General features: G+C 60.1%; 19 protein-coding genes and 1 tRNA gene. 16 read left to right on the forward strand and 4 right to left on the reverse strand.

The features are described 5' to 3' along the window. The first annotated feature begins 51 nt into the window (after nucleotides 1-51). From ACR0DA_RS18005 to ACR0DA_RS18050, 10 genes are all read left to right on the forward strand, one after another. The gene (locus ACR0DA_RS18005) at nucleotides 52-999 is read left to right on the forward strand and encodes a carbohydrate ABC transporter permease (protein ID WP_170332156.1); all 948 of its coding nucleotides are present in this window, start codon (nucleotides 52-54) and stop codon (nucleotides 997-999) included. Then, nucleotides 996-1,934, forward strand: coding sequence for a carbohydrate ABC transporter permease (locus ACR0DA_RS18010; RefSeq protein ID WP_010442361.1), 939 nt, complete (start codon nucleotides 996-998; stop codon nucleotides 1,932-1,934). The genes ACR0DA_RS18005 and ACR0DA_RS18010 overlap by 4 nt, the downstream gene beginning before the upstream one ends. After that, on the forward strand, nucleotides 1,931-2,119 hold the full coding sequence (locus ACR0DA_RS18015; protein WP_170343500.1) for a hypothetical protein: 189 nt from the start codon (nucleotides 1,931-1,933) through the stop codon (nucleotides 2,117-2,119). The genes ACR0DA_RS18010 and ACR0DA_RS18015 overlap by 4 nt, the downstream gene beginning before the upstream one ends. A 2-nt stretch (nucleotides 2,120-2,121) precedes the next feature. After that, nucleotides 2,122-3,219: an ABC transporter ATP-binding protein gene (locus ACR0DA_RS18020; RefSeq protein ID WP_170368062.1), complete on the forward strand. Its 1,098-nt coding sequence runs from the start codon at nucleotides 2,122-2,124 to the stop codon at nucleotides 3,217-3,219. Then, a complete protein-coding gene (locus tag ACR0DA_RS18025) occupies nucleotides 3,212-4,204 on the forward strand; it encodes an ABC transporter ATP-binding protein (RefSeq protein ID WP_170361635.1) in 993 nt (330 codons plus the stop codon). Before ACR0DA_RS18020 ends, ACR0DA_RS18025 begins: the two co-directional genes overlap by 8 nt. Before the next feature lie 10 nt (nucleotides 4,205-4,214). Beyond that, entirely contained in the window at nucleotides 4,215-5,837 is a 1,623-nt protein-coding gene (locus ACR0DA_RS18030) for a dihydroxyacetone kinase subunit DhaK (protein WP_480755153.1), read from the forward strand. A 7-nt stretch (nucleotides 5,838-5,844) separates the two neighbouring features. Further along, nucleotides 5,845-6,903, forward strand: a complete 1,059-nt coding sequence (locus ACR0DA_RS18035; protein WP_170343496.1) for a LacI family DNA-binding transcriptional regulator — start codon at nucleotides 5,845-5,847, stop codon at nucleotides 6,901-6,903. A 26-nt stretch (nucleotides 6,904-6,929) separates the two neighbouring features. Further along, nucleotides 6,930-7,985: a sugar phosphate isomerase/epimerase family protein gene (locus ACR0DA_RS18040; RefSeq protein WP_480755154.1), complete on the forward strand. Its 1,056-nt coding sequence runs from the start codon at nucleotides 6,930-6,932 to the stop codon at nucleotides 7,983-7,985. Next, a complete protein-coding gene (locus tag ACR0DA_RS18045) occupies nucleotides 7,985-9,139 on the forward strand; it encodes a Gfo/Idh/MocA family protein (RefSeq protein ID WP_170589829.1) in 1,155 nt (384 codons plus the stop codon). Before ACR0DA_RS18040 ends, ACR0DA_RS18045 begins: the two co-directional genes overlap by 1 nt. Nucleotides 9,140-9,634: 495 nt before the next feature. Next, complete coding sequence (locus tag ACR0DA_RS18050) at nucleotides 9,635-9,985, forward strand: hypothetical protein (RefSeq protein ID WP_480755156.1); 351 nt, start codon at nucleotides 9,635-9,637, stop codon at nucleotides 9,983-9,985. A gap of 138 nt (nucleotides 9,986-10,123) precedes the next feature. Here the strand turns inward: ACR0DA_RS18050 and ACR0DA_RS18055 are convergent. The 4 genes from ACR0DA_RS18055 to ACR0DA_RS18070 form a co-directional block, all read right to left on the reverse strand. Further along, a tRNA-Arg gene (locus ACR0DA_RS18055) sits at nucleotides 10,124-10,200 on the reverse strand. 64 nt (nucleotides 10,201-10,264) lie between these two features. Continuing rightward, on the reverse strand, nucleotides 10,265-11,647 hold the full coding sequence (locus ACR0DA_RS18060; protein ID WP_480755157.1) for a sensor histidine kinase: 1,383 nt from the start codon (nucleotides 11,645-11,647) through the stop codon (nucleotides 10,265-10,267). 18 nt (nucleotides 11,648-11,665) lie between these two features. After that, nucleotides 11,666-13,084: a dihydrolipoyl dehydrogenase family protein gene (locus ACR0DA_RS18065; RefSeq protein WP_480755159.1), complete on the reverse strand. Its 1,419-nt coding sequence runs from the start codon at nucleotides 13,082-13,084 to the stop codon at nucleotides 11,666-11,668. A 3-nt stretch (nucleotides 13,085-13,087) separates the two neighbouring features. Then, a complete protein-coding gene (locus ACR0DA_RS18070) occupies nucleotides 13,088-13,819 on the reverse strand; it encodes a TVP38/TMEM64 family protein (RefSeq protein ID WP_170372876.1) in 732 nt (243 codons plus the stop codon). A 295-nt stretch (nucleotides 13,820-14,114) separates the two neighbouring features. Between ACR0DA_RS18070 and rpmH the strand changes: the two genes are divergently transcribed. From rpmH to ACR0DA_RS18100, 6 genes are all read left to right on the forward strand, one after another. Beyond that, on the forward strand, nucleotides 14,115-14,249 hold the full coding sequence (gene rpmH, locus ACR0DA_RS18075; protein WP_005980833.1) for a 50S ribosomal protein L34: 135 nt from the start codon (nucleotides 14,115-14,117) through the stop codon (nucleotides 14,247-14,249). Nucleotides 14,250-14,275: 26 nt separating this feature from the next. Next, entirely contained in the window at nucleotides 14,276-14,698 is a 423-nt protein-coding gene (gene rnpA, locus ACR0DA_RS18080; protein ID WP_170601341.1) for a ribonuclease P protein component, read from the forward strand. After that, nucleotides 14,695-14,934: a membrane protein insertion efficiency factor YidD gene (gene yidD, locus ACR0DA_RS18085; RefSeq protein WP_170366389.1), complete on the forward strand. Its 240-nt coding sequence runs from the start codon at nucleotides 14,695-14,697 to the stop codon at nucleotides 14,932-14,934. The genes rnpA and yidD overlap by 4 nt, the downstream gene beginning before the upstream one ends. 78 nt (nucleotides 14,935-15,012) lie before the next feature. Next, complete coding sequence (locus ACR0DA_RS18090; RefSeq protein WP_480755160.1) at nucleotides 15,013-16,635, forward strand: acyl-CoA dehydrogenase family protein; 1,623 nt, start codon at nucleotides 15,013-15,015, stop codon at nucleotides 16,633-16,635. A 42-nt stretch (nucleotides 16,636-16,677) separates the two neighbouring features. Next, nucleotides 16,678-17,571: a tRNA 2-thiocytidine(32) synthetase TtcA gene (ttcA, locus tag ACR0DA_RS18095; protein WP_170372831.1), complete on the forward strand. Its 894-nt coding sequence runs from the start codon at nucleotides 16,678-16,680 to the stop codon at nucleotides 17,569-17,571. A 68-nt stretch (nucleotides 17,572-17,639) separates the two neighbouring features. Continuing rightward, nucleotides 17,640-19,190 carry a putative bifunctional diguanylate cyclase/phosphodiesterase gene (locus ACR0DA_RS18100; RefSeq protein WP_480755162.1) on the forward strand — a complete coding sequence of 517 codons (1,551 nt, stop codon included), beginning with the start codon at nucleotides 17,640-17,642 and terminating at the stop codon, nucleotides 19,188-19,190. Nucleotides 19,191-19,252: the final 62 nt, after the last annotated feature.

Here is a 19,252-nt window from a genome sequence, read left to right on the forward strand (position 1 = left end):
CCCGCTCCACCTTCACCCGTGAGTCCTAAACCAACAAGAGCTGGCAAAGAGATGTCTGACAGGACCGTAGATCGCGTTGCGCAGGCAACGCCCGAGCGAGTTGCGCGAAAAATCCGGGGATTGTCCGACCGCGCGATCGCCTGGATTTTCATCTCCCCAACGATTTTTCTATTGCTGGCGATCAACATCTTTCCGTTGATCTGGACCATCCAGCTGAGCTTTACCAACTACAAGGCCAACCGGATCGGGCGCGAAGTCAAAGACGTCGGACTCAGGAACTACGAGCGTATCCTGACGGACTCGGATACCTGGCTGAATATGCAGGCAACAGCGCATTTCCTGTTCTGGACAATCTTTTTCCAGGTCCTGATCGGGTTCACGCTGGCGTGGTTGATCAACAAGAAATTCAAGGGCAACGATCTTTGGACCACGATCATCGTGCTGCCGATGATGCTGTCCCCGGCCGTCGTCGGGAATTTCTGGAAATTCCTGTATCAGCCTCAAATCGGCCTGTTCAACTACATCGTGTCCTGGTTCACCGGCAAGGACCCCTCAAGCTTTGAAATGCTGGGGTCGGTCACTTTGGCCCCTTGGGCGATCGTGATCGTTGACACCTGGATGTGGACCCCCTTCGTGATGCTGATCTGTCTGGCCGGGCTGCGCAGCATCCCCGACTACATCTACGAGGCGGCTGAGATCGACAGGGCCAGCAAGCTGCGACAGTTCTTTACGATTACCATTCCGATGGTGCTGCCGTTCCTGATGCTCGCGGTGCTGTTTCGAGGGATCGAGAACTTCAAGATGTTCGACCTGGTTGTTCAGTTGACAGGCGGTGGGCCGGGATCTGTAACGGAACTCACCTCAATCAATCTCAAGCGAGAGGCGTTTGAGAAGTGGCGGACGGGCTACGCCTCGGCCTATGCGATCATCTTGTTCGTCACCGTGTTCGGCCTTGCGTCGATCTACGTCAAAGCCCTGAACAAGGTGAAACAGCGATGAGCAGTTTTTCGGTCACTGAACCTTCGAACCGGTCCAAATGGATCGCAGGCTTCCTGGTCATCACTTATGCGCTGATCACGATGATCCCGCTGGTTTGGATCTTGCTGACTGGCTTCAAGTCTCCGGCCGACGCGATCAGCTACCCGCCCAAAGTGGTCTTTGACCCAACGCTCGAAGGCTACGTAAACCTTTTCACCACACGCACCAGGCAGACGCAGGAGTTTCTGGAAGCCAACCCGCCGCAGAACTGGGCCGATGAGATCGTACGCCAATACGACATGGTGATCGTTGGGCCCTCCAAGTTCGGCGAGCGCTTCATGAATTCGGTCATCATCGGATTTGGCTCGACGTTCTTGAGTATCTTCCTTGGCACGTTGGCTGCCTATGCGTTCAGCCGATTTAAGGTCCCGCTTAAGGATGACCTTCTGTTCTTCATCCTGAGTACAAGGATGATGCCTCCGGTCGCTGTCGCCATCCCTATCTTCCTGATGTTCAGAAACCTCGGTTTAAGCGACACGCATCTCGGGATGATCCTGCTCTACACGGGCGTGAATATCTCCCTGGCGGTCTGGTTGCTGAAAGGATTCATCGACGAAATCCCCAGAGAGTACGAAGAAGCCGCCCTTATCGATGGGTACACGAGGTTTCAGGCCTTCTACAAAGTGGTGCTGCCGCAAGCCGCTACCGGAATTGCGTCAACTGCGATCTTCTGCCTGATCTTCGCCTGGAATGAGTACGCGTTCGCCGTGCTGCTAACATCCGCAAACGCGCAAACTGCACCACCGTTCATCCCGACCATCATCGGTATCGGCGGCTTGGACTGGCCTGCCGTTGCGGCCGGCGCGACGATCTTCCTGATCCCGGTCATGATTTTCACCATCCTGATGCGCAAACACTTGCTGCGCGGGATAACATTCGGAGCCGTACGCAAATGAGCGAGTTTCTTTCCGGATTGGTGCGGCTCCGCCGCGGCCCATGGGAGATGGTCGCAACCATCCTCATCGCACTGGGTGTCTTCATGCTGATGCAGCCCTTTGTCCTTTGGGCCTTCACTTACTCTTTCATCGTCACGCTGATCGGAACCGTCATGTTCATCATCGTCAGCCATTTCCCGGAGTAGAAATGGCCCAGATCGTAGTCAAAAACGTAAAGAAGATGTTCGGCGATTTCACGGCTGTCCGCGAAAGTTCGTTCACGATTGAAGACGGCGAGTTTTTCATGCTGCTGGGCCCCTCCGGTTGCGGGAAAACGACGACGCTGCGGATGATCGCGGGATTGGAGCTTCCAACGTCGGGCGAAATCTATCTGGACGGCGAAGAGATCAGCCAGCGGCCGCCATCAGAGCGGGACATTGCCTTCGTGTTCCAGATGTTCGCGCTGTATCCCCACATGAACGTGCGCAAGAACATCAGCTATCCGCTTATTTCGCAGGGCATGCCGCGTGCTGCTGTCAAAGCCAAAGTCGAAGAAGTCGCGGGAATTCTGGGGATCAACGACATCCTCGACAGCCCGGTGGGTGGGCTTTCAGGTGGCGACAGGCAACGCGTGGCGCTGGGTCGCGCAATTGTTCGCGAACCCAAGGCATTCATGATGGACGAACCTCTTGGCGCTTTGGATGCCGAGTTTCGTGAGCACATGGCCGAAGAACTGCGCGCGCTCCACGATCGCATGGGCGCAACCACTGTTTACGTCACACATGACCAGTTGGAAGCCATGCAAATGGGCGACAAGATCGTTGTGATGAACAACGCTGTGATCGAGCAATTCGGCACGCCTCAGGAAATCTACGACAAACCGGCCACAATGTTCGTTGCGGATTTTATCGGGTCTCCGTCGATGAACTTCCTGCCGTTTCAAGGAAAGGTCGCGCCTGGCTCGGAAATGGTTCGACTGAATGGCCATGACGAAGCCGTGCCCAAACTGATGGAAGGTGCGGAAGGTGACTTGGTTTTCGGCGTTCGACCCGAGCATGTTTTTCTGTCAGATGCCAGCGCCTACCGTGCCAAGGTGCTGGCCGCAGAATATCTTGGAACCACCCAGATCGTGACGCTGCAAAGCCCGAACGGAGAGTTGAAAGCCCGGATTGATGCACGCGAAACCGTCAATCCCGGCGAGACGGTCGGATTGGAATTCCGCTCATCCGCAGTAACCCTTTTCGAAAAATCTACCGGACGCGCGTTGAGGTCCGCACTGAACGACGAGGTACTGAGCAATGGCTGAAGTCGTTCTGGAAAACATTTCGAAGTCATTCGGCGACATCAAAGCGGTGGATGATATCTCAATGACGATCCCCAACGGAGCCTTTGTGGTGTTGTTGGGTCCGACGGGTGCGGGAAAAACAACGACGCTGAGATTGATATCCGGGCTCGAGAAACTGGATTCAGGCACAGTTCGCATTGCCGGGCGCGACGTCGGGATGGATACACCCGCCCAGCGCGACGTGGCGATGGTTTTCCAGCAATACTCGCTGTACCCGCATATGACCGTGCGTGAAAACCTGTCTTTCCCTCTGCGGTCGCCGATCCTGAAAACACCAGAGGATGAGATCGCGAGGAAGGTCAAAGAAGTCTCGGAGATCCTGCAGATCCCGCACAAGCTGGATAACAAAGCCACTGAACTGTCAGGGGGCGAAATGCAGCGTGTGTCGATCGGACGAGCGCTGGTGCGCGACCCCCAGATCTTCCTGATGGACGAACCGCTCAGCTCTTTGGACGCCAAGCTTCGGGCGGATTTGCGGGTCGAACTGAAAAGAATTCAGGCCGACCTGGGATCAACCTTGCTTTATGTGACCCATGATCAGGTGGAAGCCATGACAATGGCCACACATATCGGCGTTTTGGAGAACGGAAGGCTGGTTCAATACGGTACCCCTCGCGATATCTATGAAAACCCCGGCAGCGTTTACGTGGCCAGCAGGTTGGGTCTGCCACGGATCAACATCCTGCCGTCCGAGTTGTTCGGAGGCGACCACAAGGGTCCGCAGATTGGGCTTCGCCCGGAAAACATCGTTGAAGGTGAAGGCAGTGAGGCGCGCGTGATACGCGCCGAGCATCTGGGCGATCAAACACGGCTGCACCTGGACCTAAACGGTCACCCGGTCGTGACGTTGATAGATGTCCACCAGGACTATCCATCTGGAAAAATTATTAAAATCCGCCCCCACAACCCATTGTATTTTGACGCGTCCGGCGCGCGGGTGAATTAAGGAGCAAAGCATGGCCCAGTTCCTCAACACAAAAGAAACTCTGGTTACAGATGCGATAGACGGTCTTCTGGCCTCCTCGGGAGGGAGGCTTACCCGGCTGGACGGCTACCCGCATATCAAAGTTGTCTACAGGTCGGATTGGGACAAGTCGAAGGTGGCGTTGGTGTCCGGTGGAGGGTCAGGTCACGAACCCGCCCACGCGGGCTTTGTCGGCGCTGGTATGCTGACGGCCGCAGTCTGCGGCGAAGTGTTTGCGTCCCCGTCGGTTGAGGCGGTTCTGGCGGGCATTCTTGCGGTCACGGGTGAGGCAGGGTGCTTGCTGATCGTCAAGAATTACACCGGTGACCGGCTGAACTTTGGGCTGGCCGCTGAACGCGCCCGTGCATTGGGTCGCAAGGTTGAGATGGTGGTCGTCGACGACGACATCGCCCTGCCCGACCTGCCGCAACCACGTGGCGTGGCAGGCACGTTGTTCGTGCACAAAATCGCCGGAGCGCTTGCGGAAAGCGGTGCTGACCTGGACACCGTTGCCAAAGCAGCCAGTAGCACCATCGAGAAGGTTGTCAGCATTGGTATGAGCCTGGACACCTGTACCGTTCCGGGATCTCCGAAAGAAGAGAGGATCGCACCCGGCAAGGCGGAACTTGGTTTGGGCATCCATGGCGAGCCGGGTGTGCAGCAAGTCGAGTTCTCAAATGCCGTCTCGGCCATGTCCACAGTGGTGGAGAAGCTGAGGCAACGGCTTACGGCCGGAGAATGTGTGGCATTGGTCAACAACCTCGGTTCCACGACTCCGCTGGAAATGGCCGTCCTCACGCACGCCTTGTCCGAAACCGGTATTGCCCACCATATCATCGGCCCGGCCCCCATGATGACATCACTGGATATGCACGGGTTTTCTGTTTCCATTCTACCCGTGGATCAGGCCAATTTGTCAGCTCTTGAAGAACCCGTTGATCTGGCCGCGTGGCCCGGGGTCAATTCCATCGACCCGATCAAAGTGGCGCCATTGCCAGACGGCCTGACGCCGATCGATCCAATTCCTTCGAACAATCCCACCACAAGGGAAACGATCTCGCGCTTGTCTGAACTCCTCATCAACGCCGAGAAGAACCTGAACGAACTGGACGCGAAATCCGGTGATGGCGATACAGGAAGCACATTGGCGACGGCCGCAAGAGCGCTGCAAGGCAGCCTTGATCGCATGCCGCTCGCTGATTTGACTCAGCTGTTTCCGGCGTTGGGCAATGAATTGAGCCAGACTATGGGTGGCTCCTCCGGCGTGATACTTGCAATTTTCTTCAATGCAGCTGGTGACGCATGTGCCAATGGGGCAACCGTAGCCAAATCCCTGGAAGAAGGCCTGAAACGCGTCAGCCAAGTTGGAGGCGCCAAGGTCGGCGACAGAACTATGATTGACGCCTTGGCACCCGCGCTTGCCGCTCTCCCATCGGGGTTGACCCATGCCGCACATGCCGCCCGCGAAGGAGCGAACAATACGGCCAAAATTCGCCGTGCGAAGGCGGGCCGAGCAGCTTATGTTCCCGAAGAAAACCTAGTTGGACATAACGATCCCGGCGCTGAGGCCGTTGCCTTGTTGTTCGAGGGCTTGGCGCGGGAGCTTGAGGGCTGAGGAACACGTGGCAGACCAAAAACAAAAACTAGAATTGGTGAAGAAGCCAACCGTCAATGACATCGCGCGGGTTGCGGGCGTCAGTCTTGCGACTGTGGACCGGGTCTTGAACAGGCGCCCCGGCGTGCGCGCAGTAACCGTTCAGAAAGTACAAAAGGCAATTGATGAACTGGGGTATGTGCGCGACACCGCCGCGGCCAACCTCGCACGAAACCGGGTTTACAATTTCCTTTTTGTTTTGCCGGACACCGACAATGAATTTGTGGAAGCGATCAGCAACCAGATCGCAGAGCAATCCCGTGACCAGTTTATCGAGCGGACACGCATTACGATCAAAAGGGTCGCTCCGTTTGAACCGCAGGATATCGTCAACATTCTGGATGCTGTCGATAGTTTGGATGTTGATGGAGTTGCCGTTTTCGGACCCGAAACGCCTTCTGTTCGCGATGCCGTGAGACGGCTCAAGGACAAAGGGGTTCCGGTGGTTGCCTTGGTGTCTGACCTGCCGAGTTCCGAGCGAGACCACTTTGTAGGAATTGACAACGTTTCCGCAGGACGAACCGCCGGTCAATTGATGGGGCGTTTCGTGCATCGGGAAGGCAAGGTCCTAGTTCTGACTGGCTCTCGTTTGGCACGTGACCACCTAGAGCGTCGCCAGGGCTTTGATCTTGTTGTGGCCGAGGAGTTTCCGCATCTCGAGGTCGTGGCGTCTGTTGAGGGCCGGGATGACCCGGATCTGATTTACAAGATGATGCCCGAGATCTTCGAAACCTACCCGGATCTGGTCGGAATATACTCGTCAGCAGCGGGCAATGCCGGCCTTATTCAATTCCTTTCGGAAAACAAGCTCAGCAAGGATCTTGTGATCATAGCGCATGAGCTGACTCCGCTTAGTCGAGAGGCTCTGAGGCTTGGCACGTTTGACGCTCTGATCTCGCAAGACACCGGGCACATTGTTCGTTCAGCCGTCCGCCTTCTGCGTGCGACTTCAGACAAAGTCCCATTCAACAAAGCGCAGGAACGTATCCGTATCGACATCTATCTGAGGGAAAATTTACCGCCATAGCGGCTTAGGTTTTGGGGAGGAAACTTATGAAAACGATCAAAGGTCCAGCATTATTTCTTGCACAATTCGCAGGGGACGAAGCACCGTTCAATTCGTGGGACGCGATTACCAAATGGGCGGCTGACTGTGGATACAAGGGCGTCCAGGTTCCCAGTTGGGATGGCCGGTTGTTCGACCTTGAACAGGCCGCGTCCAGCGCCGGATATTGCGATGACTTCAAAGGCAAAGCCAGAGAAAACGGCGTCGAAGTCACTGAACTGTCAACGCACCTTCAGGGTCAGCTTGTGGCCGTTCACCCAGCCTATGACAGCGCCTTTGATGGCTTTGCCGCCGAGAGCGTCAGAGGAAACCCGAAAGCCCGGCAAGAATGGGCCGTAGACCAGGTCAAAAAAGCATTGTCCGCTTCGAAGAACCTGGGCATTTCGGCGCATGCGACATTCTCGGGCGCGTTGGCGTGGCCCTACGTCTATCCCTGGCCGCAGCGCCCTGCCGGCTTGATTGAGACGGCATTTGATGAACTCGCCCGCCGCTGGGGGCCAATCCTTGATCACGCCGAGGAATGCGGCGTTGATGTCTGCTATGAAATTCACCCCGGAGAGGACCTCCACGACGGCGTGACCTACGAGATGTTCCTCGAACGGACAGGCAATCACCCAAGGGCTTGCATGTTGTACGACCCGTCGCACTACGTACTGCAATGCCTCGACTATCTGGACAATATCGACATCTACAAGGATCGGATCCGGATGTTCCATGTCAAAGATGCCGAGTTCAACCCGACCGGGCGGCAAGGGGTTTATTCAGGATACCAAAGCTGGGTGGATCGTGCCGGCCGGTTCCGGTCGCTTGGTGATGGCCAGGTGGATTTCGGGGCAGTCTTCTCAAAAATGGCGGCGAACGACTTTGATGGCTGGGCTGTGGTCGAATGGGAATGCTGTCTCAAACACCCCGAGGATGGAGCGCGTGAGGGCGCTCAGTTTGTGTCGGATCACATCATCCGTGTGACCGAGAAAGCCTTTGATGATTTCGCGGACGGTGGCACTGACGAAGCCGCCAATCGCAAAATGCTGGGGATCGAATAATGGTTACTGGACGCAGTGAAGAAGCCTCGGGTCGCATTCGGCTTGGCATGGTCGGCGGCGGAAATGACGCCTTCATAGGCGGCGTTCATCGCATAGCAGCACGATTGGACGACAGGTTCGAGCTGGTTGCAGGCGCTTTGTCTTCGACGCCTGAAAAATCCATTGAAAGCGGCCGGGCATTGGGTCTCGAACGGGTCTATGAAGACTTCAAACAAATGGCGATCCGGGAAGCCCGGCTCAAATCCGGGATCGAGGCGGTCTCAATCGTCACGCCAAATCACGTCCACTATGCCGCCGCGCGTGAATTCCTGAAACGTGGGATTCACGTCATTTGTGACAAGCCACTCACCTCGACCCTTGCCGATGCAAAAAAACTGGTCAAAGCGGCGGAAAGCGCGAATGCCCTGTTCATACTGACCCACAACTACACGGGCTACCCGATGGTTCGGCAGGCGCGTGAAATGGTTGCCAACGGCGATATTGGCAAAATCCGCGTCGTCCAGGTTGAATACCCGCAGGACTGGCTGACCGAGCAGCAGGATTTCAAACAGGCGGAGTGGCGAACCGATCCCGAACGCTCGGGCGCGGGCGGATCAACCGGTGACATCGGAACCCATGCCTACAACCTCGCTTGTTTTGTGACCGGGCTGAGGGCGGAAAGCCTCGCGGCGGATCTGCAGGCCTTTGTGCCGGGGCGCAAAGTCGATGACAACGCACATGTCTTGCTTCGCTTCGAGGGCGGAGCGCGGGGTATGCTGTGGTCCTCTCAGGTGGCTCCTGGCAACGAAAACGCACTTCGGTTGCGGGTCTACGGCGAAAAAGGTGGGCTGGAGTGGGCTCAGGAAGACCCGAACTATCTCTGGTTTACGCCCTACAACGAGCCAAAGCGTCTGATCACACGCAATGGCGCTGGAGCTGGTGACGCTGCCAATCGCTTGAGCAGAGTTCCTCCGGGCCATCCCGAGGGATATCTTGAAGGGTTCGCCAATATATATGGAGAGGCTGCTGAGGCGATCCAGGCTTTCCGAAATGGGATTTCACCTGAGGCGAGCGTTGTTTACCCAACCGTGCATGACGGGCTAGACGGTGTTAAATTTGTAGCCGCTTGTGTGCAAAGCTCGTCCAGAAACGCGGCTTGGGTCAAGTTGGAGTAAGTCTGGCTGTGGGCATAGGGTAGGCACCGGATACTGAGCCAGACAACCCTTCCCTGCCACTCGGCTCGTCCGACCACCAGTTCGCCGCAGTATTGAAACTCTGTGGCCGCCAAAACCACGGCCCGCCGGCGAAGCAATCCTTCGCCGCATCGTCCACCGATGGCCGCTCTGCGGACGAAGCCGCCAACGCGGCCAGCAAGTACAAATGGCCCGAACCGGCCCACAAAGGAACTATCGGCAAGAGCGTCAATCCAGCACATCGGCTCAAAGATATCGGCAACCGCTTTCAGAAAGATCGCTGCAACGGAAGGCGATCACGGCAAAACTGGATGGGTACGAATAGCCTCCAACCATCACGTATCCGCTGCCGGATTTTGAGGTCTCGGTTTGCGCCTCCAGGCCAAGCAACCGAGCGCGCCAGCCCCCTCGATTTGAAGACCCTGTATTTTTTCTGATAGATACCACGCCCTTTCCCAAAAAAAGGAGGACCTGCAGATGTGGGTAGCATTCTCGACGCCCGAGGGTTCGGGCTTTTTCTCAGCCGTTGCCAAGGATGAGGACGGCAACACCAGCGGGCCGCACATGGGATCCCGCGTCTGCCTGCGGTTTCGCCGCGCACAGGACGCCGAATTGCTGCGCGACTATGGCATGGACGGTCAGGTGATCGAAACACCGGGCGGCGATTTCCGTTACCGGGCATTCATACCGCGCAACCACCTCGTGACCGTGCTGATGAACTTGGGCAACCACATATCTTACCCCAATTTCAAGGCCAGCATCCCAAAAGATGATGTGGCGTTCGAGCGCGCCTGTAACGAGGTTTGGGCGGCATTCGGCGAACTATAGGAAGGCGGACCATATGGAATGGGGTGAAACACCCTGTTTAACCCAACGCGGTTGCCTCGAAGTTGTCTTGAGACAAAACACCTCGGGTTCACTACATGGGCCACACTGCCAAAAACACTGTTTTTCGGGAGTTACCAGTGGCGGACCGAGGAGGATTCGAACCCCCGACCCCTTGATTCGTAGTCAAGTACTCTATCCAGCTGAGCTATCGGTCCGCGTTGGTGAGGCGGTATTTAGACCCGGCGTTCGGGACGTGCAACCCGATTCTTAAAAAATAATTCAAAAACCCATCTCCCCCCGTGGGAGCCTTATTTCAAAGACCGTGCCCTCGGGGCCGGTGCTGGTCAGCACCAATTCTCCCCCGTGGCCGCGCACCAGTTCCTGCGAAATCGCCAGACCCAGTCCCGAGCCACCTTTGCGCACACCACCCTGAAACGGCGTGAACAGATTCTCCTGCGCTCGTGGCGGCAAACCGGGGCCGGTATCCCGAACCTCGATGACCCATGCGTCCTGATCTTCGCCGGCCGAGATCGTGATTTTTCCTAGTTGGCCGGATGTCATCAGTGCTTGGCGTGCGTTGCGCACAAGGTTCATGATGACCCGGAACATCTGTTCCGGATCGGCCCGAACGACCAGGTCTTCGGGAACGTCGTTGGCAATTTCGATACAACCGCCGTCTACGGCCAGAGCCTCGCTGGACGCTACGTCGGCAGCGATATCGCGCAACCGCACCATGGTCAGGGTGGGCGCGGGCTCTTCCGCCCGCCCGAAGGCCAGCGTACTTTCGCACAGGGACACCGCCCGGGTGATCGAGTTGACCAGCTTGGGCGCCATCCGTCGGACCAACGGGTCGTCGCTGGCTTCGATCCGGTCAGTGAACAGCTGGGCCGAGGTCAGGATGTTGCGCAGATCGTGGCTGACCTTGGCCACCGCGCCACCCAGCTGAGCCAGCCTCTCGCGCTGTTTCAGGGCCTGGGTCAGGTCGGTCTGCAGCATCTGCAGGGCTTCTTCAGCCTCGCGCAGTTCGGTCACCTTGGATTGGGGGGAGATGATGCCGCGCGCATCCTCGGGTGCACGGGCGTAACGCTGCATGTAGCCCACCACGCTTTTGATCGGGCGCACCAGAACCACCCGCACCGCAAGGAACAGGAAAAACGCGGTGATGATCGAGATGACAAAGGACAGGCCGAGGATGCGCAGGCCATAGTCGATCATCGCCATACGCAGGGGCGCGCTGTCCATGGTGACTTCGATAAGCAGACCCGCATCCCGCACAGGCTGCCCGATGACGCGAATGACCTGGTTCTCGGGCGTGAAGAAACGGATCATCGCGTCCCGAATGAGAACCCAGGGCCCGGCGCCTCGCAGATCATAGGTCTTGGCGACCTGGTCTGGGATAGGGGAAGACAGCATCAGCTGGCGCACTTCGTCCCGGCGCAGCACCACGTTGTAGACCCCGGCATTGGCCAAAAGCTCGGCCTCCAGCTCGTCGGCCAGCATGTCGTCTGCCAGCAGCGCGAGCGAGGCGATCTGGGCGCGTTCCAGCCGGTTCAGAAGAAAATCCTCTCGGAAGCGCGCGATCGACGGCACGAAGATCAGCACCTCGGCCAACATCACGAAGACCGTCGTCAAGATCAGGAAACGACCCGACAGCGAGTTCAAGTGGCGCTCCTTTCCCGATCAGGGGATCCAGCGCTGGACCAGCCTGACCACTCGTTCAACCATCTGATTCTCAAACAGTCTTGGCGAGAAATAGGCGCCCGCCACCCGTTTGTTAAGCTCTCCGATCGTGGGATAGGGCGACACCATCGCCGCGATCTGGCTCATCTTCAGGTTATTGGCCAGCGCCAGAGACCACAAGTTGATCAGTTCGCCCGCCTGATGACCCACGATTGTGGCCCCCACCGGGCGCCCCTTGACGACCATGACCTTGATGAACCCGGTCGTTTTGCGTTCGGCCACGGCGCGATCGTTGTGGGCATAGTCGAACCGGGCGATCTCGACCTTGTCGCCGTGGCGGTCGCGCGCCTGCGCCTCGGTCAGGCCGAGCTGGGCCAGTTCGGGGTCGGTATAGGTCGCCCAGGGGATGTGCGCCGTCTTGGCCTTGGACGGCAACCCGAACAGGGCCGACCGGATGATGACCCCTGCGTGATACCCCGCCACATGGGTGAACTGCAGCCCGCCCGCGACGTCGCCGATCGCATAGACCTTTCGGTTGGTGGTGCGCAGGCTGTCATCCACCTTGATGCCCGTGCGCGTCTGGTCGATGCCGGCAGCCTGCAGGTTCAGGCGGTCGGTGTTGGCCTTGCGGCCCACCGCCAGCAGCAGGTGCGTGCCTGCATGGACCACGCCGTCCTCGGTGACGACCTCGACCGCCCCGGCCTTCCCGCGCACCCGGGCCACCATTGCATGTTCCAGAATTTCGACCCCTTCGGCGCGCAGAGCCTCCAATACCACTGCGGCCGCCTCGGGGTCATCCTTGCCCAGCGCCCGCGCGCCTTCGATCACCGTCACCTTGCAGCCCAGCCGGACATGGGCCTGCGCCATTTCCATGCCGATGGGTCCCCCGCCGATGATCAGCAGGTGGTCGGGCTTGTCGCGCAGGTCGAAGATGGTCTCGTTGGTCTCAAACGGCACGCCATCCAGCCCCGGGATCGGCGGAACCAGCGGGGACGAGCCCGTGGCCAGCACCACGCGACGGGCGGTGATGACGAAATCGCCGGCCTGAACCTGCCTGGGCGACAGAAAGGTCCCCCAGTCGCGAATGACGCGCACGCCGAAACCTTCGAACCGTTCCTGGCTGTCCATGGGCTCAATCTGCGCGATCACGTCCCGCACATGATCCTTGGCGGCGGCATAGTCCACCTGCGGCGCGTGGTCGGCAACGCCGAACGGCGCGGCATGGCTCTGCGCATGGGCCAGCTTGGCGCTGGCCAGCAGGGCCTTGGACGGGACGCAGCCATAGTTCAGGCAGTCGCCACCCATCTTATGCCCTTCCAGCAGGATCACGTCGGCGCCCATCTGGCTGGCCCCGGCAGCCACCGACAGGCCGCCCGACCCGGCCCCGATTACCAGGATGTCGGTCTTGAGCTCTTGCATAGATCAAAGGCCCCTTCGGCCGCGAATGAGTTTGAGGAGAATAGGCAAAGCCGCCAGCGCACACAGCCCCAGGATCGGGCCGATCACGAAAGGCTCGGTCAGCAGCGACAGGTCCGGCGTCTCGCCCCGGTCGAACACGCCACCCAGACCGACGCCGATCCAGGTATAGACGATGCCGCCCGGAATGATGCCCAGCGCCGTGGTCAGCAGAAAGTTCCGGAACTTTACCCCCACCAGCGCCGGCACCAGATTGGCGACAAAGAACGGCACCATCGGCACCAGCCGCATTAGGAACAGCACCGGGATCTCGTTCTCGCGCAACCCGTCCTTGATTCGCTTGACGGTGCCTTCCGAAGCCTCCAGCCGCGCCGTCAACGTCTCACCCAACCCCCAACGGGCCGCCAGAAAGATCGCCGAGGCCCCCACGGTTGCGGCAAATACGTTGAACACGGTGCCCGCGAACAGCCCGAACAGGAACCCGCCCGTCATCGAGGCCACGGCCGCACCGGGCAAAGAAAAGGTGACGATCAGGACGTAAAACAGGATGAAAACGCCCGCCAACGACCAGTAATTGGCATCGCGCCAGGCCAACAGCGCCTCGCGATTGTCGCGTAGGGTCTCAAAGGTCAGGTAGTCGCCCAGCGCAAAAAAGCCGACGACGGCAACCGTCAGGATCACGATCAGGGGAATATGTCGTGCCAGCCCGCTGCGCGGCACCTGGGTGGTTTCGGTCATTTCGTCGTCCGGGTTCGAATGCTTCATCTGCCCCACAAGATGCGCACTTGACCCTCTGTGCAACAGGGTCCTCACGCCGGGTTGAACACGCACCGGTTCAATGTGAGAAATCCGCCGTCCTCGGGCTGATTCTGAAACTTTTGCCCGGTCGCCCGACAGAATTGTTGCAAAAGGCACGAAAACCGTTGCGATGGGGTTTGACTTGCCCGCCGGTTCCCAGTAGAGGACGGGCTTCGAACACCACGGGCAGGCGAATCCGCGCCGCACCCGACCGCCAAAGATTGGAGACGGAGCGATGAAACGCACCTATCAGCCTTCGAACCTGGTTCGCAAACGCCGCCACGGTTTCCGCGCGCGCATGGCCACCAAGGCCGGCCGCAAGATCCTGAACGCACGCCGTGCCCGCGGCCGCAAGTCGCTGAGCGCATAAACCGCGCGACCTTTCAGGTTTTGAACATGACGCCGCCGGAGGCCCCTGTGGATGGCACTGACCACCCCGGGGATATGCCCCCGGCGGCGTCCGTTTGCGCGCCTGCCCTGTCGGTGCTGCGCAAGCGCAGCGATTTCCTCAGGGCCGCACGGGCGCGCAGACAGGGCACGCCTTCCATGATGGTGCAGGCCCGCAAGCGCGCCCCGGATGAGGCCGAGGGCATTCGTGTCGGATTCACCTGCTCAAAAAAGGTCGGCAATGCCGTAGCCCGCAACCGGGCCAAGCGCCGCCTGCGCGAGGCGGCCCGCGCCGTTCTGCCGGACCATGGCCGGGACGGGTGGGATTACGTCCTGATCGGACGGGTCGAGGTGACCGCCGCCCGCCCCTTTGACGCTTTGCTGGACGATCTGCGCCAAGCCCTGCGCAAGATCCACAGCCCGCGCAAATGACCCTGCTTGCCCATATCCTCGCGCTGCCTGTCCGGGCCTACCGGCTGATCTTCAGCCCCTGGGTGGGGTTCAACTGCCGCTATCAACCGACCTGCTCGGCCTATGCGCTGGAAGCGCTGGAAAAGCACGGCCCGATCAAGGGCGCATGGCTGGCCGCGCGCCGCATCGGGCGCTGCCACCCCTGGGGCGGCGACGGCTATGACCCGGTGCCCGACGACACCCCCGACGCACCCTGATCTGACACCCCGTCACGCTTGACCCAAGGGGGGTGCGCCGCTGAACATCGGTTTCATCAACAACCGTCCGAGGCGCCCATGTCCAGATCCAACGCCCGCCAGTCTCTGCCCACGCATGAGGTGACGAACCAACCGCCCGAGCGCGGCGACGTTGACCTGTGGACCTCGGACCCGGTTCTGCGCGATTGCGCCACGCGCGCCGGGGCACGGGCGGCCCCGCTGGCCGCCTACGGGGCCGCTCTAGGTCGGGCCGAAACGCGCGACGCCGGGCGCGACGCCAACCTGCACCCGCCCGAACTCTGCCTGTTTGACCGGGGCGGCCGCCGCCTGGACGAGGTGCGGTTCCACCCGGCCTATCATCACATGATGGATCTGAGCCAATCGGCAGGCTATGCCGCGCTCGCCTGGAACGGAGCACCGGGCGGTCACGCGACCCATGCCGCGATGGTCTATCTGGCCAGCCAGGTCGAGCCGGGCCATTGCTGCCCGCTGACCATGACCTATGCCGCCGTGCCGGCGCTGGCCGCCAACCCCGAACTGGCCGAAATCTGGCGCCCGAAACTGACCGCCGACACTTTTGACCCAGCCCCCCGCCCGATCTGGGAAAAACGCTCGGCGACCTTGGGAATGGCGATGACCGAAAAACAGGGCGGCTCGGACGTGCGTGCCAATACCACCACCGCCACCCGCGACGGCGATGCCTGGCGGCTGCGCGGCCACAAATGGTTCTGCTCGGCCCCGATGTCCGACGGGTTCCTCACGCTGGCGCAGGCGCCGGGCGGGCTGACCTGTTTTCTGCTGCCCCGATGGCTGGAAGGCGAGCGCAACGCCATCCACCTGATGCGCCTCAAGGACAAGCTGGGCAACCGCGCCAACGCCTCGTCCGAAGTCGAGTTCCATGACGCGCTGGCCTATCAGCTGGGGGATGAGGGGGCCGGCGTGCGCACGATCATCGAGATGGTGCATCACACCCGGCTCGACACCGCGATGGCTCCCGCCGGCCTGATGCGCGCGGCCCTGTCCGAAGCGCATCACTGGGTCAGCCACCGCAGCGCCTTTCAGCGCCGCCTGATCGACCAGCCTCTGATGCGCGCAGTTCTGGCCGATCTGGTGCTGGACTGGGAAGGCGCGCTGACGCTGGGCCTACGTGTGGCCCGCGCCTTTGACGGAAACACCGCCGAAGACCGCGCCTTTGCCCGGATCGGGGTGGCGCTGGCCAAGTTCCTGTCGAACAAGCGCTGCCCGGTCGTGGCGGTCGAGGCGATGGAGGTGCTGGGCGGCATGGGCTATGTCGAGGACACGCCGATGCCGATGATCTATCGCGAGGCCCCCCTGAACGGCATCTGGGAGGGGTCCGGCAACGTGATCTGCCTGGACATTCTGCGCAGCCTTGCGCGCGATCCGCTGGCCGCGCAGACCGTGCAGGCCGAACTGGACGCCGCAACCGGAGCCGACCGCCGCTATGACGCCGCCCTGAAGGCGCATCGTGACCGCTGGCCGACCCTGCCCCCCGAGACCGAGGCCCGCTGGTTCGCCGAGGCCACCGCGCATCTGCTGACCGCCGCACTGCTGCTGCGCCATGCGCCCGGTGCGGTGGCCGATGGATACATCGCCACCCGGGTTCTGGGCGAAAGCGGGCGCATTCCCGGATCGGTCTCCGGGCTGGACACCGATGCCCTGCTGGGCCGGCTGTCCGGCTAGGCGGACCTTGCCCGGCCGGCGCATCTGCGGTAGGGGCTGCGCATGTTCGACGAAGCCGACGATATCCATCCGCTGTTTGCCGGTGCGCCCTCGACCACCGAGTTCAAGAAACTGCGAAAACGCATCGTGCGCCAGACGCGCGAGGCGATCGAGCAATACGGCATGGTTGACCCGTCGGCCCACGAAAAGGACGGCAAGCCGCCGCGCTGGCTGGTCTGCCTGTCCGGCGGCAAGGACAGCTATACCCTGCTGGCCGTTCTGTACGAGTTGAAATGGCGCGGCCTGCTGCCCGTGGACCTGCTGGCTTGCAATCTGGATCAGGGGCAGCCGGGCTTTCCGGCCACCGTGCTGCCCGAGTTTCTGGAACGGGTGGGCGTGCCGCACCGGATCGAGTATCAGGACACCTATTCCATCGTGGTCGACAAGGTGCCGCAGGGGCGCACCTATTGCGCCCTGTGCTCGCGTCTGCGCCGTGGCAACCTGTACCGGATCGCGCGCGAGGAAGGATGCTCGGCCGTGGTGCTGGGGCATCACCGCGATGACATTCTGGAAACCTTCTTCATGAACCTGTTCCACGGCGGCCGTCTGGCGACCATGCCCCCGAAACTGGTGAACGAAGAAGGCGACCTGTTCGTCTACCGCCCGCTGGCCCATGTGGCCGAGGCCGATTGCGAGAAATTCGCCAAGGCGATGAACTATCCGATCATTCCCTGCGACCTGTGCGGCAGTCAGGACGGCCTGCAACGCCAGCAGGTCAAACAGATTCTGGACCAATGGGAAAAGAACAGCCCCGGACGCCGGCAGGTGATGTTCCGTGCGCTTACCAATGCTCGGCCTTCGCACCTTCTGGACTCGAAACTTTTCGATTTTGCCGGCCTGATGCTGGACCCCGGCAAAAACGGCGAAAATCCGGAAGAGATTCCGCTTCTGCGTTAACGTCTGGCTCAGATTGATTTCCTAGCCTCCCATTGGACGCAGTTCGCGCAATTGGAAGGCCGGAATCGATGCTGAAAAAATTCTCACCCCAGAGTCTCCAGAATGCTCTGCTGACCGTTCTGGCAATGCCGCAGGTTTTGGCATTCGTACCTGCATTGTGCCTGGCTGCTTTCTGGCTGGGCGGCGACACGGCGTTGGTCGTTGTCGCCCTGGGGCTACCCTTGTTGTTTTCGGCCGCCCAACGGCTGCAACCGGGTGTGGGTCTTGGTTCGGCGACGCACATGCGGCCCAGGGGACTGTTACCACGTGATGTTTTCTACGCCGAGATGGAGTATTTGCACAGCACATCGCGGGCAACCGGAGAGGATTCAGCCTGCATCGTTGTGTCACTGGATGATTTCGACGATATTGAAGAGCTGCACGGAACCGCGGCAGCCGGCTATGTGGCAGGGCGCTTCTGCGACCGCATCCTGGCGGTGATCCGAAGCGAGGATATTGCAACACGCCTGTCGAGAAACACGTTCCTGATCGGGTTGCGGCCCTCACGGCATCTGGACTTGGAAAGCTGCATCCAAACCTCGGGCCGCATACAAAGCACGGTGGAGGAACCGATCGCTTTGGACAATGCCAGCCTCTATCTGTCCTGCTCTGCTGGATTTTGCCTGCACTCTGCCGTTGCCGATGAAGCGCCGGACAGCTGGATCGAGGCCGCTCGGGCCGCGCTGGCCGAAGCACAGCGGAACGGGCCTTCCACGATCCGCGCCTACTCCGAGGCCACGCGACGCAGATCAGTCGTCCATATCAATTTCCGCAAGGAGTTGGAGACTGCTCTGGAAACCGGTCAGATCCGCCCATGGTTTCAACCACAGGTTTCAACGGACACCGGCGACATCACCGGGTTTGAGGCCCTTGCTCGATGGGAACACCCTTCCAAGGGAGTTGTCGGGCCGCAGGTGTTTCTGCCTTTTGCCGAACAGGCCAAGCTGATGCCCAAGCTGGGCCAGACGATCCGCCACAAAGCCTTTCGCGCGATGCGTGACTGGGACTGCGCTGGTGCCGTCATTCCTCGGATCGGCATCAACTTTTCGTCGGACGAATTGCGGGACCCCTCACTTGTTGACCGGGTGCGATGGGAGTTGGACCAGTTCGACATTTCGCCGGACCGGCTGGCCGTGGAAATCCTCGAAACCGTTTTTTCGCGCCGCCCCGATGATGTCATCACCCGCAACGTGACCCAGTTGTCCAAGCTCGGCTGTTGCATCGATCTGGACGATTTCGGCACTGGTCACGCATCATTTTCGTCGATCAAACGCTTTGATGTCTCCCGCATCAAGATCGACCGGTCTTTCGTGTCCAACGCGGACCGGGATCCGTCCCAGCAGAAAATGGTCAGCGCCATTCTGATGATGGCCGAGAGGTTGAACCTTGAAACCCTGGCCGAGGGGGTGGAAACCCCCGGCGAGCACGCGCTGATGGCGCAATTGGGGTGTCACCATGTCCAGGGGTTTGGGATCGGCAAGCCGATGCCGGTCGAGCATACGCTCGACTGGATCAAGGACCGCCGCGCGAAACTGGAAGGCGCACCGCGGATTGGCCGCGAAATGGGCCGGAAATCCTGATTTCGGGGACTGGATTGCCCTACACTCAAGATTTCCGGGGCGATTCCGCTTGACCTTTTGGG

This window comes from Ruegeria sp. CI8, assembly GCF_056536865.1.

Coding starts and splice junctions, on each gene's coding strand:
- yidD (WP_170366389.1), top strand. CDS start 14,695: ATGACCCTGCTTGCCCATATCCTCGCGCTGCCTGTCCGGGCCTACCGG.
- rnpA (WP_170601341.1), top strand. CDS start 14,276: ATGACGCCGCCGGAGGCCCCTGTGGATGGCACTGACCACCCCGGGGAT.
- ACR0DA_RS18015 (WP_170343500.1), top strand. CDS start 1,931: ATGAGCGAGTTTCTTTCCGGATTGGTGCGGCTCCGCCGCGGCCCATGG.
- ttcA (WP_170372831.1), top strand. CDS start 16,678: ATGTTCGACGAAGCCGACGATATCCATCCGCTGTTTGCCGGTGCGCCC.
- ACR0DA_RS18090 (WP_480755160.1), top strand. CDS start 15,013: ATGTCCAGATCCAACGCCCGCCAGTCTCTGCCCACGCATGAGGTGACG.
- ACR0DA_RS18030 (WP_480755153.1), top strand. CDS start 4,215: ATGGCCCAGTTCCTCAACACAAAAGAAACTCTGGTTACAGATGCGATA.
- ACR0DA_RS18005 (WP_170332156.1), top strand. CDS start 52: ATGTCTGACAGGACCGTAGATCGCGTTGCGCAGGCAACGCCCGAGCGA.
- ACR0DA_RS18020 (WP_170368062.1), top strand. CDS start 2,122: ATGGCCCAGATCGTAGTCAAAAACGTAAAGAAGATGTTCGGCGATTTC.
- rpmH (WP_005980833.1), top strand. CDS start 14,115: ATGAAACGCACCTATCAGCCTTCGAACCTGGTTCGCAAACGCCGCCAC.
- ACR0DA_RS18025 (WP_170361635.1), top strand. CDS start 3,212: ATGGCTGAAGTCGTTCTGGAAAACATTTCGAAGTCATTCGGCGACATC.
- ACR0DA_RS18050 (WP_480755156.1), top strand. CDS start 9,635: ATGTGGGTAGCATTCTCGACGCCCGAGGGTTCGGGCTTTTTCTCAGCC.
- ACR0DA_RS18065 (WP_480755159.1), bottom strand. CDS start 13,084: ATGCAAGAGCTCAAGACCGACATCCTGGTAATCGGGGCCGGGTCGGGC.
- ACR0DA_RS18010 (WP_010442361.1), top strand. CDS start 996: ATGAGCAGTTTTTCGGTCACTGAACCTTCGAACCGGTCCAAATGGATC.
- ACR0DA_RS18070 (WP_170372876.1), bottom strand. CDS start 13,819: ATGACCGAAACCACCCAGGTGCCGCGCAGCGGGCTGGCACGACATATT.
- ACR0DA_RS18100 (WP_480755162.1), top strand. CDS start 17,640: ATGCTGAAAAAATTCTCACCCCAGAGTCTCCAGAATGCTCTGCTGACC.
- ACR0DA_RS18040 (WP_480755154.1), top strand. CDS start 6,930: ATGAAAACGATCAAAGGTCCAGCATTATTTCTTGCACAATTCGCAGGG.
- ACR0DA_RS18045 (WP_170589829.1), top strand. CDS start 7,985: ATGGTTACTGGACGCAGTGAAGAAGCCTCGGGTCGCATTCGGCTTGGC.